The sequence below is a fragment of the Variovorax sp. N23 genome, from assembly GCF_025486315.1.
Classification (GTDB): Bacteria; Pseudomonadota; Gammaproteobacteria; order Burkholderiales; family Burkholderiaceae_C; genus Variovorax.
In genome coordinates this window covers 107,917-128,243 of record NZ_JAOOPY010000014.1, presented here as the reverse complement: position 1 = coordinate 128,243, position 20,327 = coordinate 107,917, and the positions used below count along the sequence as shown (strand labels likewise).

The 20,327-nt window shown below is 70.2% G+C and carries 19 protein-coding genes; 8 read left to right on the top strand and 11 right to left on the bottom strand.

Going from position 1 to position 20,327, the window contains the following annotated elements:
- Positions 1-256 precede the first annotated feature (256 nt).
- The 4 genes from hemE to N8A90_RS19690 all read right to left on the bottom strand — a co-directional run bounded on the left by hemE (position 257) and on the right by N8A90_RS19690 (position 5,362).
- Positions 257-1,360 (bottom strand): uroporphyrinogen decarboxylase, encoded by a 1,104-nt coding sequence (hemE, locus tag N8A90_RS19705; RefSeq protein WP_262076725.1) that lies wholly within the window; start codon positions 1,358-1,360, stop codon positions 257-259.
- Positions 1,361-1,560: 200 nt separating this feature from the next.
- Complete coding sequence (locus tag N8A90_RS19700) at positions 1,561-2,253, bottom strand: redoxin domain-containing protein (RefSeq protein ID WP_262076724.1); 693 nt, start codon at positions 2,251-2,253, stop codon at positions 1,561-1,563.
- Between the two features lie 121 nt (positions 2,254-2,374).
- Entirely contained in the window at positions 2,375-4,552 is a 2,178-nt protein-coding gene (locus N8A90_RS19695; protein ID WP_262076723.1) for a protein-disulfide reductase DsbD family protein, read from the bottom strand.
- Positions 4,553-4,600: 48 nt separating this feature from the next.
- Entirely contained in the window at positions 4,601-5,362 is a 762-nt protein-coding gene (locus N8A90_RS19690) for an alanyl-tRNA editing protein (protein ID WP_262076722.1), read from the bottom strand.
- Between the two features lie 128 nt (positions 5,363-5,490).
- On the opposite strand from N8A90_RS19690, the gene N8A90_RS19685 reads away from it, so the two are divergent.
- On the top strand, positions 5,491-6,834 hold the full coding sequence (locus N8A90_RS19685) for a PQQ-dependent sugar dehydrogenase (protein WP_262076721.1): 1,344 nt from the start codon (positions 5,491-5,493) through the stop codon (positions 6,832-6,834).
- 22 nt (positions 6,835-6,856) lie between these two features.
- On the opposite strand, the gene N8A90_RS19680 is transcribed toward N8A90_RS19685, so the two are convergent.
- Positions 6,857-7,867, bottom strand: coding sequence for a zinc-binding alcohol dehydrogenase family protein (locus N8A90_RS19680; protein ID WP_262076720.1), 1,011 nt, complete (start codon positions 7,865-7,867; stop codon positions 6,857-6,859).
- An 84-nt stretch (positions 7,868-7,951) separates the two neighbouring features.
- Here N8A90_RS19680 and N8A90_RS19675 point away from each other — a divergent pair, with 84 nt between their 5' ends.
- Positions 7,952-8,881: a LysR family transcriptional regulator gene (locus N8A90_RS19675; RefSeq protein ID WP_262076719.1), complete on the top strand. Its 930-nt coding sequence runs from the start codon at positions 7,952-7,954 to the stop codon at positions 8,879-8,881.
- The gene (locus tag N8A90_RS19670) at positions 8,878-9,378 is read left to right on the top strand and encodes an SET domain-containing protein (protein ID WP_262076718.1); all 501 of its coding nucleotides are present in this window, start codon (positions 8,878-8,880) and stop codon (positions 9,376-9,378) included. Before N8A90_RS19675 ends, N8A90_RS19670 begins: the two co-directional genes overlap by 4 nt.
- Here N8A90_RS19670 and N8A90_RS19665 read toward each other — a convergent pair.
- From N8A90_RS19665 to N8A90_RS19650, 4 genes are read right to left on the bottom strand one after another with little or no spacing between them, the layout of a single operon-like run.
- Entirely contained in the window at positions 9,300-9,719 is a 420-nt protein-coding gene (locus tag N8A90_RS19665) for a hypothetical protein (RefSeq protein WP_262076717.1), read from the bottom strand. The genes N8A90_RS19670 and N8A90_RS19665 overlap by 79 nt on opposite strands.
- On the bottom strand, positions 9,716-10,438 hold the full coding sequence (locus tag N8A90_RS19660; RefSeq protein ID WP_262076716.1) for a hypothetical protein: 723 nt from the start codon (positions 10,436-10,438) through the stop codon (positions 9,716-9,718). The genes N8A90_RS19665 and N8A90_RS19660 overlap by 4 nt, the downstream gene beginning before the upstream one ends.
- Before the next feature lie 10 nt (positions 10,439-10,448).
- Positions 10,449-11,612, bottom strand: coding sequence for a PepSY-associated TM helix domain-containing protein (locus N8A90_RS19655; protein WP_262076715.1), 1,164 nt, complete (start codon positions 11,610-11,612; stop codon positions 10,449-10,451).
- 13 nt (positions 11,613-11,625) lie between these two features.
- Positions 11,626-13,677, bottom strand: coding sequence for a TonB-dependent siderophore receptor (locus tag N8A90_RS19650; protein ID WP_262076752.1), 2,052 nt, complete (start codon positions 13,675-13,677; stop codon positions 11,626-11,628).
- Positions 13,678-13,978: 301 nt separating this feature from the next.
- Here N8A90_RS19650 and N8A90_RS19645 point away from each other — a divergent pair, with 301 nt between their 5' ends.
- Positions 13,979-14,830: a creatininase family protein gene (locus N8A90_RS19645; RefSeq protein WP_262076714.1), complete on the top strand. Its 852-nt coding sequence runs from the start codon at positions 13,979-13,981 to the stop codon at positions 14,828-14,830.
- A gap of 7 nt (positions 14,831-14,837) precedes the next feature.
- On the opposite strand, the gene N8A90_RS19640 is transcribed toward N8A90_RS19645, so the two are convergent.
- A complete protein-coding gene (locus tag N8A90_RS19640; RefSeq protein WP_262076713.1) occupies positions 14,838-15,467 on the bottom strand; it encodes a YbhB/YbcL family Raf kinase inhibitor-like protein in 630 nt (209 codons plus the stop codon).
- Positions 15,468-15,585: 118 nt separating this feature from the next.
- On the opposite strand from N8A90_RS19640, the gene N8A90_RS19635 reads away from it, so the two are divergent.
- The 4 genes from N8A90_RS19635 to N8A90_RS19620 all read left to right on the top strand — a co-directional run bounded on the left by N8A90_RS19635 (position 15,586) and on the right by N8A90_RS19620 (position 19,463).
- Positions 15,586-17,118 carry an ATPase domain-containing protein gene (locus tag N8A90_RS19635; RefSeq protein WP_262076712.1) on the top strand — a complete coding sequence of 511 codons (1,533 nt, stop codon included), beginning with the start codon at positions 15,586-15,588 and terminating at the stop codon, positions 17,116-17,118.
- A gap of 1 nt (position 17,119) precedes the next feature.
- On the top strand, positions 17,120-18,796 hold the full coding sequence (locus N8A90_RS19630) for an ATP-binding protein (RefSeq protein ID WP_262076711.1): 1,677 nt from the start codon (positions 17,120-17,122) through the stop codon (positions 18,794-18,796).
- Positions 18,797-18,857: 61 nt separating this feature from the next.
- Complete coding sequence (locus N8A90_RS19625; RefSeq protein WP_262076710.1) at positions 18,858-19,103, top strand: GlsB/YeaQ/YmgE family stress response membrane protein; 246 nt, start codon at positions 18,858-18,860, stop codon at positions 19,101-19,103.
- A 33-nt stretch (positions 19,104-19,136) separates the two neighbouring features.
- Complete coding sequence (locus N8A90_RS19620) at positions 19,137-19,463, top strand: hypothetical protein (protein ID WP_262076709.1); 327 nt, start codon at positions 19,137-19,139, stop codon at positions 19,461-19,463.
- Between the two features lie 40 nt (positions 19,464-19,503).
- On the opposite strand, the gene N8A90_RS19615 is transcribed toward N8A90_RS19620, so the two are convergent.
- Positions 19,504-20,178 (bottom strand): histidine phosphatase family protein, encoded by a 675-nt coding sequence (locus N8A90_RS19615; RefSeq protein WP_262076708.1) that lies wholly within the window; start codon positions 20,176-20,178, stop codon positions 19,504-19,506.
- Positions 20,179-20,327 lie beyond the last annotated feature (149 nt).

The following is a 20,327-nucleotide window of genomic DNA, read 5'->3' as shown; positions in this document are numbered from 1 at the left end:
ACGCCGCCAGCCCTTGAAAATCAAGGCTCTGGTTAGACTGCCCGCAAAAAAAGCATTGTGTTGATTCGTTATGAATCAACAACTTAGCGGTGCTATCGCTTTGGGAGCGACGGGCTGGCGGCCTCGGATATTTTTGCGCACCGCAACACGGGTTTTGTGCATAAGTCAATCGCGCATGACCGGTTCGCTTGACAAACGCGGAAACAACCCTTTCGACCTACACGCCGCTAAAGCGTGAAAAAATGCAAGCGAGCGCTCATGCTCGTAACAGCCTCGACTGGGCGTGGACAGCGCTGACCAGCGCCGCCACATGGTCCGGCGGCGTGAACTGGCTGATGCCGTGCCCGAGGTTGAAGATGTGCGTCGGGCCGGGCTGCGTGCGGTCCGCGTGCGGCGTGCCGAAGCTCTGCAGCACCTTGGCGACCTCGGCCTCGATGCGTGCCGGTGGCGCGAACAGCACGTTGGGGTCGATGTTGCCCTGCAGCGCCTTGCCCTGCGCGCCTTCGCCGACCTTCGCGCGCGCGGCGCCGAGGTTGACGGTCCAGTCGAGCCCCAGCACCTCGCAGTCCAGCGCGCCCATGGCGTCGAGCCACAGGCCGCCGCCCTTGGTGAAGACGATGCGCGGCACCGGTTGGCCGTCGGCGCCATTGCGCTTGAGGCCGGCTAGCACGCGCGCCGTGTAGGCCAGGCTGAACTCCTGGAAGGCGCCGTCGGCCAGCACGCCGCCCCAGCTGTCGAACAGCATCACGGCCTGGGCGCCGGCGTCGATCTGGGCGTTGAGGTAGGCGGCCACGGCGTCGGCATTCACCGTCAGCAGCCGGTGCATCAGGTCGGGGCGGCTGTACATCAGCGTCTTCACCAGCCGGTAGTCGCTCGAGCCGGCGCCTTCGACCATGTAGCAGGCCAGCGTCCAGGGGCTGCCGGAAAAGCCGATCAGCGGCACGCGGCCGTTCAGCGCGCGGCGGATTGAGGTCACGGCGTCGAACACGTAGCGCAGCTTGTCGAGATCGGGCACCGCGAGCGCGGCGATGGCCGCCTCGTCGCGCACCGGCCGCGCGAAGCGCGGGCCTTCGCCGGCCTCGAAGGACAGGCCCAGGCCCATCGCGTCGGGGACGGTCAGGATGTCGGAAAACAGAATGGCCGCGTCGAGCGGAAAGCGCTCCAGCGGCTGCAGCGTGACCTCGGTCGCGTAGTCGACGTTTGTGGCCAGCCCCATGAAGCTCCCCGCCTTGGCACGCGTCGCGACGTACTCCGGCAGGTAGCGCCCGGCCTGGCGCATCAGCCAGATGGGGGTGTGGTCGGTCGCCTGGCGCCAGCAGGCGCGCAGGAAGGTGTCGTTGAGCAGGGGGGCGAAGGGCATCCCCCGATTGTCGAGGATGCGCGCCGCGCTGTGCCCCGTCAGAAGCTGTGAATGAATGGGCCGCGTCCGAGCGGCGCGCCAGGGCGGCGTCCATCGAGGCGCAAAGCGCAGCCATAGCCGGGGCTATGGCGAGCATTTGCAACGACGAGGGGCGTCGTCAGGGCACGTCGAGCGGGCGTGGATGATTCGGTCACAGCTTCTCAGCCCTTGTACTTGATCGAGCCGCCGTACGGCCGGGTTGCCGCCGTGCTGATCGGCCTGCCGCCGAAGGCCTCGCCCAGGGCCTGGGTCACGTAGTTGGTGGCGGCCTGGATGTCGTCGGGCCGGGACGACGGGATGCTGTCGATGCCGCCGGCGTACACCAGCGTGCCCTTCGGGTCGATGATGAAGATGTGCGGCGTGGTGCGCGCGCCGTAGGCCTGGCCGATGCTGCCGTCTTCGTCCATCAGCACGGCGGTCGGCGCACCCGATTGCGTCTTCATCCAGCCGTCGAACGCGGCCGGCTGCAGGTAGTCGCTGGCGGCGCGTTCGGTGGAGTTGATGGCCAGCCAGACCACACCCTTGGCGGTGGCGGCCTTCTGCGTGGCGGGCATGTTGCCGCTGCCGTAGTGCTTGCGCACGAAGGGGCAGCCGGGGTTGGTCCATTCCAGCACCACGTATTTGCCGGCGAAATCGGAGAGCTTGTGCTGCGCGCCGCGGGTGTCCATGGCGACGAAATCGGGGGCCTTCTGGCCGACGGCCGGCGCGGCATGCGCCGGTGCGCCGATGAGCAGCGTGCTGCCCAGCGCGACGGCGGCGGCGATCACGGCGCGGCGGGAGGCCCGGTTGAGGGCGGCACCGGCGTGGCGGGCGGCGCGGGCCGATCGCGCGGCGGACGATGACAGGGATGGCATGGTCTGCAGACTCCTGAAAAACCAAATAACGGCCGCAGCTTAGGCCGATTTCTTCACCCGCCTGTGACAAGCCGTAGCGTCGACAGGGTCATGAAATCGACACCCTGCGCGAGGCGCTTCTTCACAAGGCGGCCAGCGCCGCCTTCAGGTCGCGTTTGCTCAGGATTTCGGTCAGCACCACCGGCGCCTTGCCCGGCGCCTGCAGCACGTACACGGGGACGCCGCTGCGCCCCAGCGCGTTCAGCGCGGCGGTGATCGCCGGGTCCTGGCGGGTCCAGTCGGCGCGCAGCAGCGCGACCTGGCGGGCGTCGAAGTCGGCCAGCAGGTCGGCGTCGCTCAGCGTGGCCTTCTTGTTGTACTGGCAGGTCACGCACCAGGCCGCGGTGAAATCGACGAACACCGGTCGCCCGGCCGCCTGCAGTTCGGCCACCCGCGCGGCCGACCAGGGCTGCCAGCGGGCGCCGCTCGCCGCCACCGCCGGCTCGGCCGGCCGCACGATGTTGCCGCCGATCGCGAGCGCCAGCGCCGCGGTGCACGCCAGCAGCGCGCTGGCGAGGACGATGCGCGTGCGCCCGCGCAACGTGAACGACCACACCACCGCGGCCAGGCACACCAGCAGGCCGAGCAGCGCGCCGGCGCCGTCGATGCCGCTCTGCTGGCCCAGCACCCAGACCAGCCAGGCGACGGTGGCGAACATCGGGAAAGCGAGCACGCGGCGCAGCGTGTCCATCCAGGCGCCCGGCTTGGGCAGCAGGCGCACGACGGCCGGCACGAAGCCCGCCACCAGATAGGGCAGCGCCAGGCCGAGGCCCAGCGCCGCGAACAGCATCAGCGCCTGGGCGGCCGGCAGCCCGATCGCGAAGCCGAGCGACGCGCCCATGAACGGCGCGGTGCAGGGCGAGGCGATGACCACCGCCAGCACCCCGGAGAGAAAGTCGTTCGCCACCGGATGCTTCATCTGCGCGGCGCACAGCGAGCGCGGCAACAGGAAGCCGAACTCGAACACGCCGGCCAGGTTGAGGCCGATGAGCGTGAACAGCGCGGCCAGCACCGCGACGACGGCCGGCGACTGCAGCTGGAAGCCCCAGCCCAGCTGCTCGCCGGCGGCCCGCAGCGCCAGCATGGCCGCGCCCAGCGCCAGGAAGGTGACCATCACCCCGGCCGTGTAGGCCAGGCCGGCGCTGCGGTGCCCGCGCCGGTCGCCCGCATGGTTGGCGAAGGCCAGCACCTTGATCGCCAGCACCGGGAACACGCAGGGCATCAGGTTGAGCAACAGGCCGCCCAGCAGAGCGCCGAGCAGCGCCATCGCGAAGCTGCCCGCCGGTTGCGGCTGCGGCGCCGCCGTGTTGGCGTCGAGCGCCGCCTGCAGCGCCGGCGACACCTGCGCCGAGGCGGCGGTCGCCGGCCAGGCGCCGGTGACGGGCGCCTCGGTGCGCCAGGCGATCGGGGCGCCGTCGTGGCGGTCGGCCTCGGCCAGCGCCAGCACCACCGGCATCGTCGTCGGGCTGGCGCTGCGCTGGTCGGCCAGCGGGATCGTCGCGGTCCAGCTGTCGCCCTGCCAGGCCTGGGTCCAGTCCTTGCCGAAGACGGCGGCGGTGTGGATCACCTCCGCGGTCTCGGGGAAGAACTCGAGCGTCTTGCCGCGCGCGGCCGGCGGCAGGCCGTCGATGCGCACGTTCAGCGCCTTGTCGGCCACGGCGATGGTGCCAGGCTGCGCGAGCGGCACCGGCTGCGCCGCGAAGGCCGCGTCGAAGTCGGCCTTGTGCAGCGCGGTCGAACCCTGCGCCGGCAGGGTCAGCGCGAACTCGCCCTCCTCGGGAATGCATTCCTTGCGGCAGACCAGCCACGAGGCCTTCAGCCGGATGTCGATGCCGCCCGCGCCGATCAATGCGGCCGCCGGCTTGAAGTCGGGCGCCATCTTGAGCTGCACCGGCAGCAGCACGGTGTGCTCGTAGCCGTAGTTCGCGAGGTTGCCGATTGGAATCTTTTTCGGCACCGGCCAGGCGATGTCGCCGGCGACCATCCCGGGGGGCAGGGTCCACGTCAGCTCGGTCGGCAGGCCGGAGTCGCCGGCGTTCTTCCAGTAGGTGTGCCACTCGGGCTGGTGCGTGATCTGCAGCCCGACCCACACCTTGGCGCCCGGCGCCACGCCGTCCGGCGCATGCGCGATCAGTTCGGCCCGCACATGCGGCGTGGTGACGACCGGCGAGGCCTTGGGTTGCAACTGGGCCGCGGTCGGCAGCACGGCGGCCAGGGCGAGCGCGGCGACGAAGAGTCGGGAGAGGAGGGTGCGAAGCATGCCGGCAGTCGGAGCGGGAGAGAGGGAGAAGGTTCCTGGTGGCGCCGCTCAGGCCGCCCAGCCCAGCACCACGCGCCGGCTGTTCGCGCTTTTCTTCTCGATCTTGGTCACGACCACCGCACCGATCTCCGCGGTGTTGGCCACGTGCGTGCCGCCGCAGGGCTGGAAGTCGATCTGCACGCCGCCCTCGCCCTCGCCATCGCCGCCGATGCGGATGGTGCGCACCGTGCCCGTGCCGCGCGGCGGTTGCACGCTCATGCTCTTGACGAGCGACGGATTGGCGTCGAGTTCGGCATCGGTGATGGCCCCGACCGCCAGCGGATGCGCCGCGCCGACCAGCTGCGCCAGGCCGGCCGTGAGCGCGTCCTTGTCCAGCGGGTCGGTCATGTGGAAGTCGAGCCGCGCGTAGTCCGGCGTGATCGAGCAGCCGTTGACCGGCTGCGCCACCAGGTGGCAGAGCAGGTGCGTGGCGGTGTGGAAGCGCATCAACCGGTGGCGGCGCTCCCAGTCGATGCGGGCCGTCACGTCGTCGCCGGGTGCGAGCGCTGCGAGCAGCGCCTCCTGGCCGGGTGCCGGCACGTGGAGGATCTCGTCGGTCGGCTTGCCCTCGGCGTCCTTGGCCTTGCGCGTGTCGGCGATCGCCAGCGTGCGGCCATCGCCCAGCAGCAGCGTGCCCGTGTCGCCGGCCTGGCCACCGCCGAGCGGGTAGAACACCGTGCGGTCGAGCACGATGCCCGCCTCGTCGAGGCGCACGATGCGCGATGCGCATTCCTGCAGGTAGGCGTCGGCGCGGAACAGGTCTTCGGTCATGCCGCCGATGGTAGCGGCGCCTCGGTCTTCGAGCCGGACCACGCCCGAAAGCGCCCACAGCCGACAGTCGGCGGAGGGACGGTCGCCCACCATGCGTCCCAACGAAACCGCACCTCAAGGAGACCTCAATGCACCGCTGGACCCGCCTCTGTCTGATTCCCGTGGCCGCTGCCGCCATCGTCGCCTGCGGCGAAACGGCGCGCCTGCCCTTCGAGGCCGGCGTCGGCCCGACGCCGCAGCTGCCCGCGCCCAACAAGACCTTCATCCCCACGGTGAAGGTTTCCGAGGCCATCGGCTGGACCGACACCGCCGGCCCGATCGCGCCGGCCGGCTTCAAGGTCACGGCCCTGGCCCGCCAGCTCGACCACCCGCGCTGGGTCTACACGCTTCCCAACGGCGACGTGCTGGTGGCCGAAAGCAACAAACCGCCCAAGGAGCCCGGCGCGCCGGAAGCCAAGAAGGGCCCGATCGGCATGGTCAAGGACTTCGTGCAGGGCAAGGTCATGAGGCGCGCCGGCGCCGAGGTGCCCAGCGCCAACCGCATCACGCTGCTGCGCGACACCGATGGCGACGGCGTGGCCGAGACGCGCAACGTCTTCATCCAGGGGCTGCAGTCGCCCTTCGGCATGGCGCTGGTGGGCAACGAACTCTTCATCGCCAACGCCAACGCGCTGGTGAAGGTGCCGTACACCGAGGGCCAGACGGCCGCCGCCGGCGCGCCGGTGAAGGTGACCGATCTGCCCGCCGGCATCAACCACCACTGGACCAAGAACGTCATCGCCAGCGAGGACGGCAGCAAGCTCTACGTGACGGTCGGCTCCAACAGCAACGTCGGCGAGAACGGCCTGGAGGCCGAAGCAGGCCGAGCTGCCATCTGGGAGGTGGACACGAAGAGCGGCGAGAAGCGCCTGTTCGCGAGCGGCCTGCGCAACCCGAACGGCATGGGCTGGGAGCCCGACACCAAGACGCTGTGGACCGTGGTGAACGAGCGCGACGAGATCGGCAGCGACCTGGTGCCCGACTACCTCACCTCGGTGAAGGACGGCGCCTTCTACGGCTGGCCCTGGAGCTACTACGGCGGCAACGTCGACATCCGCGTGCAGCCGCAGCAGCCCGACAAGGTGGCCAAGGCCATTGCGCCCGACTACGCGCTGGGCACGCACGTCGCGCCGCTGGGCCTGGCCTTCTCGAACCCGCGCGGCATGCCGGCGGAGTACGCGACCGGCGCCTTCATCGGCGAGCACGGCTCGTGGAACCGCCAGCCGCAGTCGGGCTACAAGGTCGTCTTCGTGCCCTTCATCGGCGGCCAGCCGACGGGCCAGCCGAAGGACTTTCTCACCGGCTTCCTGAATGCCGAGGGCAAGGCGCAGGGCCGGCCGGTGGGCGTCGCGCTCGATAAGGCCGGCGCGCTGCTGGTGGCCGACGACGTGGGCAACACCGTGTGGCGGGTGGCGAAGGCGCCGGGCCGCTGATCGGCCCGAAGGGGCCAGGGGCTCAGAAGCCCTGCAGCACCACCTTGCCCTGCGCCTTGCCGCTCTCGATGAGCGCGTGGGCGCGGCGCAGGTTCGCGGCGTTGATGGTGCCGAAGCTCGCGTTGGCGGTGGTGCGGATGCGGCCGGCGTCGACCAGCGCCGCGACCTCTGCCAGCAGCTTGCCTTGCTCGGCCATGTCGGGCGTCTCGAAGCGCGAGCGGGCGAACATCATCTCCCAGTGCAGCGACAGGCTCTTGGTCTTGAGCGGCATCGCGTCGAGCACGGCCATGTCGTCGATCACGCCGATCTTTCCCTGTGGCTTCAGGCTCTCGATGATCTGCGCATAGTGCTGCTGGGTCTGCGTGAGGCTGGCGACCAGGTCGACCTGGCCGATGCCTGCGGCCTTGAGTTCCGCCGCCAGCGGCTTCGAATGGTCGATCACCGCATGGGCGCCGAGGCTCAGGCACCACTGCCGCGTCTCGACGCGCGAGGCTGTGGCGACCACGCGCAGCTGCGTCAGCTGGCGTGCGAGCTGGATCAGGATCGAGCCCACACCGCCCGCGCCGCCGGTGATCAGCAGCGTCTGGCCGGCACCGCCGCCCTGCGGCACGCCGAGGCGGTCGAACAGCAGTTCCCAGGCGGTGATGGTGGTCAGTGGCAGCGCCGCGGCCTGCGCGTCGTCGAGGCTTTGGGGCGCGCGCGCCACGATGCGTTCGTCGACCACATGCAGTTCGGCGTTGGCGCCGGGGCGGGTGATCGAGCCGGCGTAGTACACGCGGTCGCCGATCCGGAAGCCGGTTACCTGATCGCCGACGGCTTCGACCGTGCCGACCGCGTCCCAGCCCAGCACCTTGGCCTGGCCGGCTTCGGGCGCGGCGTTGCGGCGCACCTTGGTGTCGACCGGGTTGACCGAAATGGCGGACACGCGCACCAGCAGGTCGCGCGGACCGGCCACCGGCTCGGGCAGGGTCAGGTCCTGCAGAGACGCAGGGTCGTCGATGGGGAGGGGGGCGTAGTAACCGATGGCCTTCATGGCGAACCTTTCAATGAACGATGCGTTCACTGTATTTGCCCGCTCTTCGTTTGATAAGCTGCCGGGAACCCACATCAGTTTCAAATGAAGATTGAGAATCTCGCCGACCTCCGCGTGCTGGTGCTCACCGCCCAGGGCGGCACGCTCAGCGCGGCGGGCCGGGCGCTCGGCATCACGCCGGCGGCGGCGAGCGCGGCGCTCAAGCGGCTGGAGGCGCAACTCGGCGCGCGGCTGTTCGAGCGCTCCACGCGCGCCATGCGCCTCACGCCGCAGGGCCAGACACTGCTCGACTACGCCACCCGCGCGCTCGACCTGTTGGCCGAAGGCGAATCGCTGGTGACGGCGGAGGGCGGCGCGCTGGTCGGCGCGGTGCGCGTGGCCTCGCCCTCCGACCTCACGCGCGGCACGCTGCTGCCGTGGTTCGACGACTTCCTCGACGCGCACCCGGGCGTGCAACTCGCGCTGTCGGTGGGCGACCGGCCGCTCGACGTGATGCGCGACGAGGTCGACGTCGCCCTGCGCTACGGTCCGCTGGCCGACTCGCGGCTGGTCGCGCGCCAGCTCGCGATGAGCCGGCCGCGCCTGTGGGCCTCGCCCGCCTACCTGAAGAAGCACGGCACGCCGCAGACGCCGCAGGACCTGCATCGGCACAACTGCCTGACCTTCCACCGCGGCGGCCGGCGCCAGCGCGTCTGGCGCTTCGCGAAGCAGGGGCTGTGGACGGAAGTGCGTGTCGACGGCGACCGCTTCGCCGACGACGCCTCGCTCGCGCGGCAGTGGGCGCTGGCCGGCCGCGGCATCACCTTCAAGTCGGAACTCGACGTGCGGCAGGACGAGGCGGCCGGCACGCTGGTCTCCCTGTTGCCCGACTGGGACACCGAGCCGTACCCGCTGCATGCGCTGCTGCCCAGCGGGCGTTTCGTGCCGGCGCGGGTGCGGGCGCTGGTCGATTTTCTGGCGGAGCGATTCGCTGTCATGGCCGCGCGCGAAAATTGCGTGCAGAGCCCCCCATGAAAAAGCGCAAGTCCACCTCCTCGCCGTCGTCCACCCCTTGCATTCGCGTCGCGCAGAGCGGTATCCACGGCCTCGGCGCTTTCGCCACGCGCGACCTCCCGGCCGAGGCCTTCCTCGGTCTCTACGAAGGGCGCCGCTACACGCCCGCGCAGATCGCCGCCAAGGACTGGAACGACCAGCTCACCTACCTCTTCAAGCTGTCGAACGACGAGACCATCGACGGCGCCAAGGGCGGCAACGCGACGCGGCATCTCAACCATTCCTGCGACCCGAACTGCGAAGCCGTCGAGGACTACGACGACAGCGGCGAACTGGTGCTCAGGTTCCAGACGCTGGTGGCGGTCGACGCCGGCGACGAACTCTTCATCGATTACGGCCTGACCGCCGACGACGGCTCGCTGGCCAGCGACTACGTCTGCTACTGCGGTGCCGCCACCTGTCGAGGCACCATGCTGGCGCCGCCCGAAGAGGTGCCGGACCAGGTCGGCGGCCCCTGAAGAAGTGCCCAGGCCAGCGCCAGCGCGCAGCCCGCGCATCCGGCGGCGCCTAGGCGCGGCGCCCATCGCAGGGTGCCGGCGGGCCACTGGTTCATGGACAGCACCAGCAGCCAGCCCAGCAGCATCCACGAGGCGAGCACCAGCGCCAGGCCGGCGGCGATCCCGGTGGTGGCGACGGCGGCCATGCCCTGCAGGGCCACGGTGCCCAGCGCCACGGCCCAGGCGCGCCGATGCGATGCAGGCGCGCCGTCGCCCCAGGCACGCGTGGACGCCGTGCGCGCCCAGAGCGCCAGGGCGTGCAACGATGCCAATGCGACGCTGGCGCTGACGAGCTCGTTCATGCAGCCCCCGCTGAACGGCGAAGCTGCAGGCAGGCGGCCACCGCGCACAGGGCCGACGCCACGCTCCACTGCACCAGCCCCGCCTTCGCCGCCAGGCCGCCATAGGCCAGCGCCGCGAGCGCCCACAGCAACGCCGCGATGCGCGGCGTCCAGTGGCGCAGCGTGGCGGCGGGCAGCGCCACGAAGAAGGCCAGCAGCAGGCCCAGCATCCCGGACGAGCGCGCAGGCTCCGTCGCGACGACATGGGCCAGGCGGAAAGACGCCAGCGCGAGCACGCCGCTGAGCCAGAACGGCAGGTGTGCCGGCATCGCGAACCGGCCGCGCTCGGGCGGTGGTCCCTGGCGCGTCGCCGTGTGGCGGGGCGCCTGCACTCGCTGCGGGCCGACGAAGGCTGCGATGCCCAGGCAGACCAATCCGATGGCCACCAGGCCGGCGAGCATGGCCGTTGCGTGGGCGCTGCCTTGCAGCCGGCCGAGCACGCCGGCCACCGCCAGCAGGGCGCCGGCACCGGCCAGCGACACGCGCCACAGCGCGAGCGTGCGCAAGGCCCCTGCGGCCAGCGCCGACAGCAGCAGCCACGCACCGATCAGCGCCCAGACCGTCCACACCGGGCGCTGTGCCAGCGGTGCCAGGCCCGCGGGAGGGAACAGGTGCGCCAGCACGGCCACCACGAGGGCCGCGGGCATGGTGGCGTGCAGGGCCAGGAAGAAGCGTTGCATGGCCGATCCGTCAGCCGGTGGCCACGACACCGCTGTCGCTGTTCGCCGGGGCAGGCTGGCTCGCGCGGCGGCGCTGCTGGCGCGCGTCCAGCCAGATCAGCGTGCCCGAGATCGACAGGAACGCAGGCGTCATGCCCAGGATGAAATACAGCCACTTCAGCGCCAGCCCGCCGAAGTCGCCGAAGTGCAGCGGCTCCATGAGGCCGTCGACCAGCGCCCAGAAGCCCTGCGTGCGAGGGTCGTGCACCTTCTTCAGCGCACCCGTGGCCGCGCGGATGTCCACGCGCGCGGTGCTGGCCAGATGGCCGCGCAGGTTACCGGTGAAGCTTGCCTCGGCGGCCGCCGTGCCCCAGCGGCGAAGGGACACATAGCGTGCCTCCAGCCCCGGGACGGCTTGCCGGGCGGTGGTGTACAGCGCGTCAAGCGATCGCATGGGAACCGCCGGTGCCGCGGCGTCTGCGCCCTCGCGGCGCGCCGGCTGCAGGGGCGCGGCCGCCGCGCTGCCCGCGGTCGTCGTCACGTACTTGTAGCCCTGCTCGAACAGCGGCGCCAGGCCCATCCATGCACCCGTGGCGGCGATCAGGATGTGGAAGCCAAGCCCCCAGATGCCGGCGGACTTGTGCAGGTCGGACATCACCACCCGGAAGCTGCGCCCCCAGCGCTGCGTGAACAGCTCGGCCAGGATCTTGCGGTGGATGACGATGCCGGTGCCGATGAGCACCAGCATGGCCACGCCCAGGAAGCCCACGATCCAGCGCGGCCCGAAGAACAGGAACACATGCAGCATGCGCAGGTACTGGCCGAGCTGGCTGTCCACCGGGCCGACCACCGCGCCCGTGTCCGAGCGCAGCGCGACCTTGGTGCGCAGGCTGGCCGGCGCGCCGCGTTCGCGCACGAAGGCGAAGTAGCTCGGGTTGACCGCGTCGGGCAGCGCGATGGTCTCCACCGTGGCGCCGGGGTAGCGCGCCTGCAGCTGCGCCAGCACCACGTCGAGCGGCGCCGGTTCGGCCGAGCGGGGCAACTGCGCCAGCGAAGGGTTGGCCCACAGGTCGATCTCGTGCTTGAAGACCACCACCGCGCCCGAGAAGCACACGATGAACATCAGCAGTCCGGTGACGATGCCGGCCCAGAAATGCAGGACGAACAGGCGGTTCAATGTGCGCTGGCTGGTCATGGAACGGCCGTGCTCAGAAGAAGTAGGTCATGCCCAGGCTGAAGGTGCGCGGCAACGCCGGCGACACCACGTTGGCGTTGATCGCGCCGTCGTAGTACGCCTTGTCGAACACGTTCTTCACGCCCGCCGTGATGCGGTAGTTGTCGCCCACGTAGACGATCGAGGCATCGGCCACGAAGTACGACGGCAGCGTGAAGGGGTACGAGCCGACCTGCTCGCTCACATAGCGGCCGCCCAGGCCCAACGTCACGCGCTGGTACTGCGGCAGCTTGTAGGTGGCCCACGCCGTGAGCACGTGGCGGGGCGTGAGGTTGAGCGGCAGGCCCACGATGGCGGCGTTGTTGTCGCGCGTGACCTTGGTCTGGGTGTAGGTGTAGGCACTGGTGAGCTTCCAGCCGTTGCGCAGGTCCGCCCCCAGTTCCACCTCCAGGCCGCGTGCGCGCTGCTCGCCGGTCTGAACGCTGTAGCCGGTGTTGACCGGGTCGGACGTGGTCACGTTCTGCCGCACCAGGTCGAACACGGCCAGCGCACCGGTCGCCTGGCCGTCCAGCGCTTCGTACTTCAGGCCCGCCTCCCATTGCTTGCCGGTTTCGGGCACGAAGGGCGTGCCGCCGAACGCGAGTCCCGACACGGGCAGGAAGGACTCGCCATAGCTGCCGTAGGTCGACCAGCCGGGCGTGAACTCGTACACCAGCCCCGCCGACAGCGTCGTGGCGTTGTCCTTCTGGCGCGTCTGCTGTTGAGCCACCCGGTCATTGATGTCATTCGTGGACCAATCGCGGCGCAGGCCCAGCAGGGCCGTCCAGCCCTGGCCGAACTTGATCTGGTCTTGCGCATACAGACCCATTACGCTGAGCTTTTCTGGTGCGTCGCTCGTGAGATTCGCGGGGCAGGTAGCGGCCATGCCATAGACCGGATTGAACAGGTCGAGCGCACCAATGGCGCAGCGGCGCTGCCCTTGGTAAGAGTGACTGGTGCGCGCGTCCAGCCCCGCCACCAAGCGGTGCTGAAGCCCCAGGGCCGAGAACTGCGACAGCAGCGAGGTGTCGGTGGCCAACATGTCGTCGTCCATGTACTGCCGGGTCGCCTGGCGGTTCTGCAGCCGCTGGTTGGCCTGCAGCGCCTGGTTGGAGACGAAGTTGCCGGTGCCCTTCTCGCTTTCGTAGCGCACGTTCTGGCGCAAGGTCATTGCGGGCGAGAACCGGTGCTCCAGCGCATAGCCGATGGTGGTGCTCTCCACGTCGTACACACCGAAGCTCGGGTCGCCGGTGAACAGCCGTGTCGACAGCGTGCCGTTGCGGTTGGGCAGCAGCGTGCCGTAGGGCGTGATGCCCTGCTGGCGCATCCATTCGCTGCGGCTGTAGGTGGCGAACAGCACCAGGTCGGTCTGCGCGCCGAGGTCGATGGACAGCGACGGCGCGAACCAGCGGTCCTTGCGGTAGACGAACTGCGTGGGGTCGTCGGCGTTGGACACCTGCGCATTGATGCGCAGCGCCGTCTTGCCCGATTCGGACAGCGGCCGGTTCAGGTCGGCCTGGAGCGTGCGCTGGCCGAAGCTGCCCACTTCCATGCCCACTTCGCTCAGTGCTTCCTTTCGGGGCCGCTTGCTCACCGCGTTGACGATGCCGCCCGGCTGCACCTGCCCATAAAGCACCGAGGCCGAGCCCTTGAGCACCTCGAAGCGTTCGTAGCCATAGGGCTGCAGCTTGGCCCACATGCCGGGGCTCTGCACCAGGCCGTCGACCAGGATGGATTCGGTGGAGCGGAAGCCCCGAATGTTGATGTCGTCGAACCCCCGGCGCCCGAAGTTCACCGGGCTCACGCCGGCCACGGTCTGCAGCGCCTGCTGGACGTTGGTGACCTGCCGCGACTCCATCTGCTCGCGCGTGACCACGCTCACCGACTGGGGCGTTTCCAGCCGCCGCATGGGCGCCTTGCCCGCCGTCTGCGCTTCGACGGGCGCAAAGCCCATGTCCTGCTCGGTGCTGGCGTTGATGCGGACTTCCTGCAGTTGCGGGGTCGCGTCCGCCTGGGCCAGCGCGGCCTGCGCCAGGCACAGCGCCATCGGCGTCAGGGCGAACCACCCGGTCTTGCGGGCGGACGGGCGGGAAGGAATTGCGGCGCAGAGGCGGCCGCGGACGGATGCGGCCTTCGGTGGAAGGGCCGTGCGCGAGGGCAGAAACGACATGGAAGTCCCGAAGAAGATGAGCGAACAGACGTTCAAAGACGCTGGCTCACGTGGCTTTCCGGGACGTTGGCTGGCAGGAGCGGCGATTGTAAAGCGGTTGTAAACATGCGCGTCCGCGCCATTGCGGCGCGACACGGCTGGTGCGCGGCGATGTCGGGCAGGTTCTAAGATCCCGTGCATGACGCCTCCGGACATCCCTGCCACCCCTGCGGCCCCTGCCGCGCCGCGCCGTTTCTGGTCGCAGCTGTCGACCCGCGACTTCGCGGCGCTCGACCCGGCCACCACCGTCGCGGTGCTGCCGCTGGGGGCGACCGAGCAGCACGGGCCGCACCTGTCGCTGGGCGTCGATTCGGTGCTGGTCGACGGCATCGTCGCCGCGGCGCTGCCGCTCTTGCCGGCCGACCTGCCAGCGCTCTTCCTGCCCAGCCAGCACATCGGGCTGAGCCCCGAGCACGCCAATTTCCCCGGCACGCTCACGCTGTCGTCGGAGACGCTGATCCGCCTCTGGCGCGAGATCGGCGCCGGCGTGGCGCGGGCCGGCGTGCGCAAGCTGGTGCTCTTCAACGCGCACGGCGGCCATGTCGGCGCGATGGACATCGTGGCGCGCGAGCTGCGCGCCGCGCACGGGCTGATCGTCTACGGCGTCAGCTGGTTCAACCTGCCGCTGGGCGAGGCGGGCGCGCAGTTCAGCGCCGACGAGCATCGCTTCGGCGTGCACGCCGGCGAGATCGAGACCTCGATGATGCGGGCGCTCGCACCGGACCAGGTCGCCATGCAGGCGGCCCGCGACTTCGGCTCGGCGTCGCAGGCGCGCGCGGCCGACTACCCGATCCTGGGCAACGGCCGCAGCGCCAAGCTGGGCTGGGCCATGGAGGACTACAACGCCGAGGGCGCCGCGGGCAATGCGGCCGCCGCGACGGCGGCGAAGGGCCGGACGGTGGTCGACGCCGCGGCCCGGTCGCTCGCAGCGCTGCTGGCGGAAATCTCGCGCCTGCCGCTCTCGATGGTCGGCCGGCCCGCGGCCGGCTGAGCCGGGCTCAGCCCGCGATCACCGGCCCGGCCGGCACGTCTTCCTCGATGCGGATCGAGCCGTCGGGCCGTTCGCAGGTGCCGATCAGCAGGCCACTGGCCATCGCATGCGCGCGGAGCGCATCGATCAGTTCGTCGCGGCCGGGGCTGTCGGAGAACACGGGCACCGTGCGCAGGGCGTAGATCTGGAAGGCGTAGCGGTGCACGCCGTGGCCCGGCGGCGGGTCCGGGGGCAGCCAGGCCGCCTGCAGGTAGGAGTTGCGCCCGACGTGCAGGCCGGTGCCTTCGTGGTCGGCGCTGGGCAGGGCGCCTTCGGCCAGTGCGCCGTCCTCGGCCGGCAGGCCGACGACGATGGCGTGCACCAGGGGGTGGGGCGTCGGTGAATCGGCGTCTTCCACCAGCAGCACCAGCGACGCGGCACCGCCGGGCAAACCGGTCCATTGCAGGGGCGGAGACAGCCCCTCGCCGTCGGCGGTGTAGCGCGCCGGCAGCGGGGCGTGATCGGCGAAGGCCAGGCTCGTCAGGGCGATCGATGCCATGCCCTCGCGAAGGCCGAGCGTATTGAAGACGACCTCGTCGAGGCCGGCACGCACGCCGTGCAGCGCATGGCCGATGACATCGGGGAGTTTTTCCAGCATGCCGACGGTATAGCGCGCTCTTGTCCGTCAGGATGTAGGACGCGGTTGGACAGCCAACACGGTCGGACCTCGGCAGAATCCCGTCTCACTTTGCGGTCGCTCGATCGCTGACCTGCACATGCCTGACGCGCCCTCCATCTCGACACCCCCTCTGCCGTCCCACGCGTCCCCGTCCCGCGCGAGCACCGGCGTCGCCGGCCTCGACAACGTGCTCGGCGGCGGCCTGCCCAGCGGTCACCTCTATCTGGTGGAGGGCACGCCCGGCGCCGGCAAGACCACGCTGGGGTTGCAGTTCCTGATCGAGGGCCGTGCCCGCGGCGAGCGGGGGCTTTACGTCACCCTGTCCGAGACGGCCAGCGAGCTGGCCATCGTGGCGCAGTCGCATGGCTGGTCGCTCGATGGCATCGAGCTGTACGAACTGGTGAACGAGGAGGGCCTGAGCGCCTCGGCCGAGCAGTCGATCCTCTATCCGGCCGAGGTCGAACTCGGCGAGACCACGCGCGACGTGATGGCGGCGGTCGCCCGCCTGTCGCCCACGCGGGTGGTGTTCGACAGCCTGTCCGAGATGCGCCTGCTGGCGCAGGACCCGCTGCGCTACCGGCGCCAGATCCTGGCGCTCAAGCACTTCTTCGCGTCGCGCGACTGCACCGTGCTGATGCTCGACGACATGAGTTCGCAGGGCGGCGACCTGCAACTGCACAGCATTGCCCATGGGGTGCTGGGCCTCGACCAGGCCACCGGCGACTACGGCCCGGTGCGGCGCCATCTGCGCATCGTGAAGATGCGGGGCGTGCGCTATCGCGGCGGCGAGCACGACGTCCATCTCGACACCGGCGGCATCCAGGTGTACCCCCGGCTGATCGCGGCCGAGCACCGCACCGATTTCGAGGCCGCGAGCGCGACCACGGGCACGCCGGCGCTCGACCAGTTGCTCGGCAGTGGCCTGGCCCGGGGCAGCAACACCCTGTTCATCGGCCCCTCGGGCGTGGGCAAGACCACGACCGCGATGTCGGCGGTCGTCGCCGCCCTGCGGCGCGGCGAGCGGGCATCGTATTACCTGTTCGACGAAGGCATGGGCACGCTGCTGCACCGTTGCCGGGCGCTGGGCTTGCCGCTGGACGAATTCATCGCCAACGGGCAGTTGGAGGTGCTCCCGCTCGACCCGGCAGAGATGTCGCCCGGCCAGTTCTCGAACATGGTGCGGCTGGCGGTGCAGGAGCGCGGGGCCCGCATGATCGTGATCGACAGCCTCAATGCCTACCTGCAGGCCATGCCCGGCGCCAAGTTCCTGCTGCTGCAGATGCACGAACTGCTGAGCTTCCTGAACCAGCAGGGCGTGGTCACGCTGCTGGTGCTCGGCCAGCACGGCATCATCGGCGACGTGCGCAGCGACCTCGACCTGTCGTACCTGTCGGACGCCATCGTGCTGTTCCGCTTCTTCGAAGCGCGCGGCAGCCTCCTGAAGGCGGTGTCGGTGGTGAAGAGTCGCACCAACCGGCACGAGCTCAGCATCCGGGAGTTCCGCCTGGGCGATCTGGGTGTGGAGGTCGGCCCGGCACTCACCGATTTCGAGGGCGTGCTGGGCGGCGTGCCGACCTACCGGGGCGGCATCCCGTTGCTGGGCGACGAGTCGCTCATCGCCAGGACTTGAGGTGGAGCGCCGGGTTCTCATCCACGCGCCGCGCGGGCGTGATGCGGCCGTGGTGCAGCAGGTGTTGCACGACATCCAGCTGGTGGCCGTTGTCTGCGCGTCGGCCGATGCCATGCTGGCCGCCCTCGACCAGGGCGCTGCGGCGGCCATCCTGACGGAAGAGTCGCTGCTGCAGGTGCCGGAGGCGCCCTTGCGCGCCTGGCTCATGGCGCAGCCGAGCTGGTCGGACTTCCCCTTCATCGTGCTGGCCTCGCGCGACGCCGGCGGCCGTTCGCGCCAGGCGCTCGCGCTGCTCCAGACCCTCGGCAACGCCTTCGTGCTGGAGCGTCCGGTGCATACCGAGACGCTGGCGCGCGCCGCCGATGCCGCCGTGCGGGCCCGCCGGCGCCAGTACGCCACGCGGCTGCACCTGCAGCAGCTCGAGGACACCCGGGCCGAGGTCGAGCGCCTCAACACCGAGCTCGAGGTGCGCATCGCCGCGCGCACGCACGAACTGGCCGGGGCCAACGACCGGCTGATGGCCGAGATCGCCGAGCGCGAGCGCGCCCAGGCGGCGCTGATCCAGGTCCAGAAGATGGAGGCCATCGGCCGCCTCACCGGCGGCATCGCGCACGACTTCAACAACCTGCTGCACGTGGTCAACATGAACCTGGACCTGGTCTCGCGCGTGGCCAAGGACGAGAAGGTGCTGGGCATCGCCTCGCGCGCCAAGGGGGCGGTGGGGCGCGGCGCGAAGCTCACCGGGCAGCTGCTGTCCTTTGCGCGCAACCAGTCGCTGCTGCCGCGCCTGACCGACGTGAATCTGCTGCTGGACGGCATGCGCGAACTGGTCGTGGTGTCGGTGGGGCCGTCGGTGCAGGTCGAGCTTGCGCTGTGCGCGGAGCCGGCCTGGGCCGTGCTCGATGCCAACCAGCTCGAGATGGCGGTGCTCAACCTCTCGGTGAATGCGCGCGATGCCATGCCCAACGGCGGCACGCTGTCGATCTCGACGCGGCTGTGCCCCGGCGTCGGCGAACTGCCCCCGGGCGACTATGTCGCCGTGTCGATCCAGGACAACGGCATGGGCATTCCGCCCCACCTGCTCTCCAAGGTGTTCGATCCCTTCTTCACCACCAAGCCGGTGGGCAGCGGCACCGGGCTGGGCCTGAGCCAGGTCTATGGCTTCGCGCGCCAGTCGGGTGGCCTGGCCCTGGTTCGCAGCGAGGAAGGCCAGGGCACGCAGGTCGAGATGGTGTTTCCGGCCTCGCACGAACGGGCGTCGGCCGCCAGCGCGACCATCGCGAGTGCGCCGCAGGACCACGCCGCGCGGCGCCAGCGGGTGCTGGTGATCGAAGACGACGCCGAGGTCCGGCGTGCCATCGTCGAGAGTCTGTCGATGCTGGGCTATGTGGTCAGCGAAGCGGCCGATGGCGCCGCCGGCCTGCGTGCACTGAGCGCGGCACCGCACGATTTGCTGGTGATCGACTACGCGATGCCCGGCCTGAACGGCGCCGAGGTGATCGCCAAGGCCCGCGAGATGGTCGGCGACATTCCGGTCATCCTCGCCACCGGCTACGCCGACATGGCCGAAGTGGGGCGCGTGCTCGGCACCCAGTCCATCCTCATCAAGCCCTTCGACATCTCGACGCTGGCAAGCGCGGTCTCGAAGGCGCTCCCGCAGCCGGCGCCGATATCATGAGCCGGCGGCGCGGCCACCACGTCCTTCTTTCAGCCCCCCGCCTCACTTCAAGGGAATCATCATGAGCATCGTCTGGACCATTCTGATCGGCTTCGTCGCAGGGCTCGTCGCGCGCGCACTCAAGCCCGGCGACGACTCGGCGGGCTTCATCGTCACCACGCTGATCGGTATCGCGGGCTCGCTGATCGCCACGTACCTGGGCCAGGCCATGGGGTGGTACACGGTGGGTCAGGGCGCCGGCTTCATCGCCTCCGTGGTCGGCGCGATCGTGTTGCTTTTCATCTGGGGCATGCTCAAGAGGAAGTAGCCCACCCCCGAAGCGCAACGCTTCGGTCGTTGAATGGCACGGCGCCCGCACTACCACGTCTATGTCGTCGCGCTCGACGACCGGGTGTGGAACATCGCCCGCTTCCGGCGGGCCAACCCCGGCTACGTGCTGGGCAAGCCCTTCGTCTATGTCGGCATGACCGGGCTCGACCCGGACGTGCGCTTCGACAAGCACAAGGCCGGCCTGCAGGCCAACCGCTTCGTGACCGACCACGGGCTGCACCTGCTGCCCGCGATCTACGAGCGCTACAACCCGATGGGTTACGACGAGGCGAGGTCGATGGAAGTCGAGCTCGGCATCCGCCTGCGCGCGCTCGGCTACGGGGTCTGGCAGGCCTGAGTTTCTGAGCGCCTGAGCGCGGGCCCGTCGACGCGCGGCCTCAGGCGTAGCTGACCATGTCCTCGTCGTCCGGCCCGTCGAGGTGCGGCAGGGTGTTGTACGTCAGCAGCATGTGCCGTTTGGGCGTGAAGACGAACTCGGTCACGGCCGTGTTGCGGATGCGCATGTTCAGTTCGATGGTGGTTTCGGGGGGCGTTCCCAGCACATGGCCCACCGCGGTGCTGATCGGCCCGCCGCTCGACACGACCAGGACCTTCGCGCCATGGTGCTCGGCGCGCACATGGTCGAGCGCGGTGGTCACCCCCGCCAGGAAATCCGCGTAGCTCGGCATGCCGGCCGGGGCGGTGCGGCCCGCCATCCAGGCGCCCAGGCCGTCGCGCAGCAGCCGGAAGTGGTGGCGGTACAGCTCGGGCGTGTCGGGCTTCTGCAACTTCTCGGGGTGGATGGTGGCGATCACCGCCTCGCTGTCGTACTCGTCGAGCCCCGGCCAGGGGCGCACGTCCTGCGCTTCCAGACGGAGTCCCTCGGCAATCCCTTCCCAGGTCTGCCGGTGCCGCTTCAGCGTGCCGGTGATCACCGCGTCGAAGCGCATGCCGCGCTCGCGCCAATAGGCGCCCAGCCGCACGGCCTGGCGCCGGCCCAGCGCACTCAATTGGTCGTAGTCGTCGGCACCGAAGCTGGCCTGACCGTGGCGCACGAGGTAGAGGTGTCCCATGCAGCGATTTTGGCCAGAAGGTGCGCCGGCCACGTCACGGCGGCGACTTCAGCCCGCCTTTGGGGAGCGGCTGCACATGACGTATGCGTGACAAATGTCACGCGGTGGTGCGTTGATGTGTCAATGCACGAGGTACAAAGTTCTAACTG

Bases quoted from the DNA above. Each gene is read 5' to 3' on its own strand.
- N8A90_RS19650 (WP_262076752.1), bottom strand. From the start codon at position 13,677: ATGGCGCTGTGCCTGGCGCAGGCCGCGCTGGCCCAGGCGGACGCGACC.
- N8A90_RS19670 (WP_262076718.1), top strand. From the start codon at position 8,878: ATGAAAAAGCGCAAGTCCACCTCCTCGCCGTCGTCCACCCCTTGCATT.
- N8A90_RS19620 (WP_262076709.1), top strand. From the start codon at position 19,137: ATGGCACGGCGCCCGCACTACCACGTCTATGTCGTCGCGCTCGACGAC.
- N8A90_RS19625 (WP_262076710.1), top strand. From the start codon at position 18,858: ATGAGCATCGTCTGGACCATTCTGATCGGCTTCGTCGCAGGGCTCGTC.
- N8A90_RS19615 (WP_262076708.1), bottom strand. From the start codon at position 20,178: ATGGGACACCTCTACCTCGTGCGCCACGGTCAGGCCAGCTTCGGTGCC.
- hemE (WP_262076725.1), bottom strand. From the start codon at position 1,360: ATGCCCTTCGCCCCCCTGCTCAACGACACCTTCCTGCGCGCCTGCTGG.
- N8A90_RS19690 (WP_262076722.1), bottom strand. From the start codon at position 5,362: ATGACCGAAGACCTGTTCCGCGCCGACGCCTACCTGCAGGAATGCGCA.
- N8A90_RS19700 (WP_262076724.1), bottom strand. From the start codon at position 2,253: ATGCCATCCCTGTCATCGTCCGCCGCGCGATCGGCCCGCGCCGCCCGC.
- N8A90_RS19635 (WP_262076712.1), top strand. From the start codon at position 15,586: ATGCCTGACGCGCCCTCCATCTCGACACCCCCTCTGCCGTCCCACGCG.
- N8A90_RS19695 (WP_262076723.1), bottom strand. From the start codon at position 4,552: ATGCTTCGCACCCTCCTCTCCCGACTCTTCGTCGCCGCGCTCGCCCTG.
- N8A90_RS19655 (WP_262076715.1), bottom strand. From the start codon at position 11,612: ATGACCAGCCAGCGCACATTGAACCGCCTGTTCGTCCTGCATTTCTGG.
- N8A90_RS19640 (WP_262076713.1), bottom strand. From the start codon at position 15,467: ATGCTGGAAAAACTCCCCGATGTCATCGGCCATGCGCTGCACGGCGTG.
- N8A90_RS19675 (WP_262076719.1), top strand. From the start codon at position 7,952: ATGAAGATTGAGAATCTCGCCGACCTCCGCGTGCTGGTGCTCACCGCC.
- N8A90_RS19645 (WP_262076714.1), top strand. From the start codon at position 13,979: ATGACGCCTCCGGACATCCCTGCCACCCCTGCGGCCCCTGCCGCGCCG.
- N8A90_RS19680 (WP_262076720.1), bottom strand. From the start codon at position 7,867: ATGAAGGCCATCGGTTACTACGCCCCCCTCCCCATCGACGACCCTGCG.
- N8A90_RS19660 (WP_262076716.1), bottom strand. From the start codon at position 10,438: ATGCAACGCTTCTTCCTGGCCCTGCACGCCACCATGCCCGCGGCCCTC.
- N8A90_RS19685 (WP_262076721.1), top strand. From the start codon at position 5,491: ATGCACCGCTGGACCCGCCTCTGTCTGATTCCCGTGGCCGCTGCCGCC.
- N8A90_RS19665 (WP_262076717.1), bottom strand. From the start codon at position 9,719: ATGAACGAGCTCGTCAGCGCCAGCGTCGCATTGGCATCGTTGCACGCC.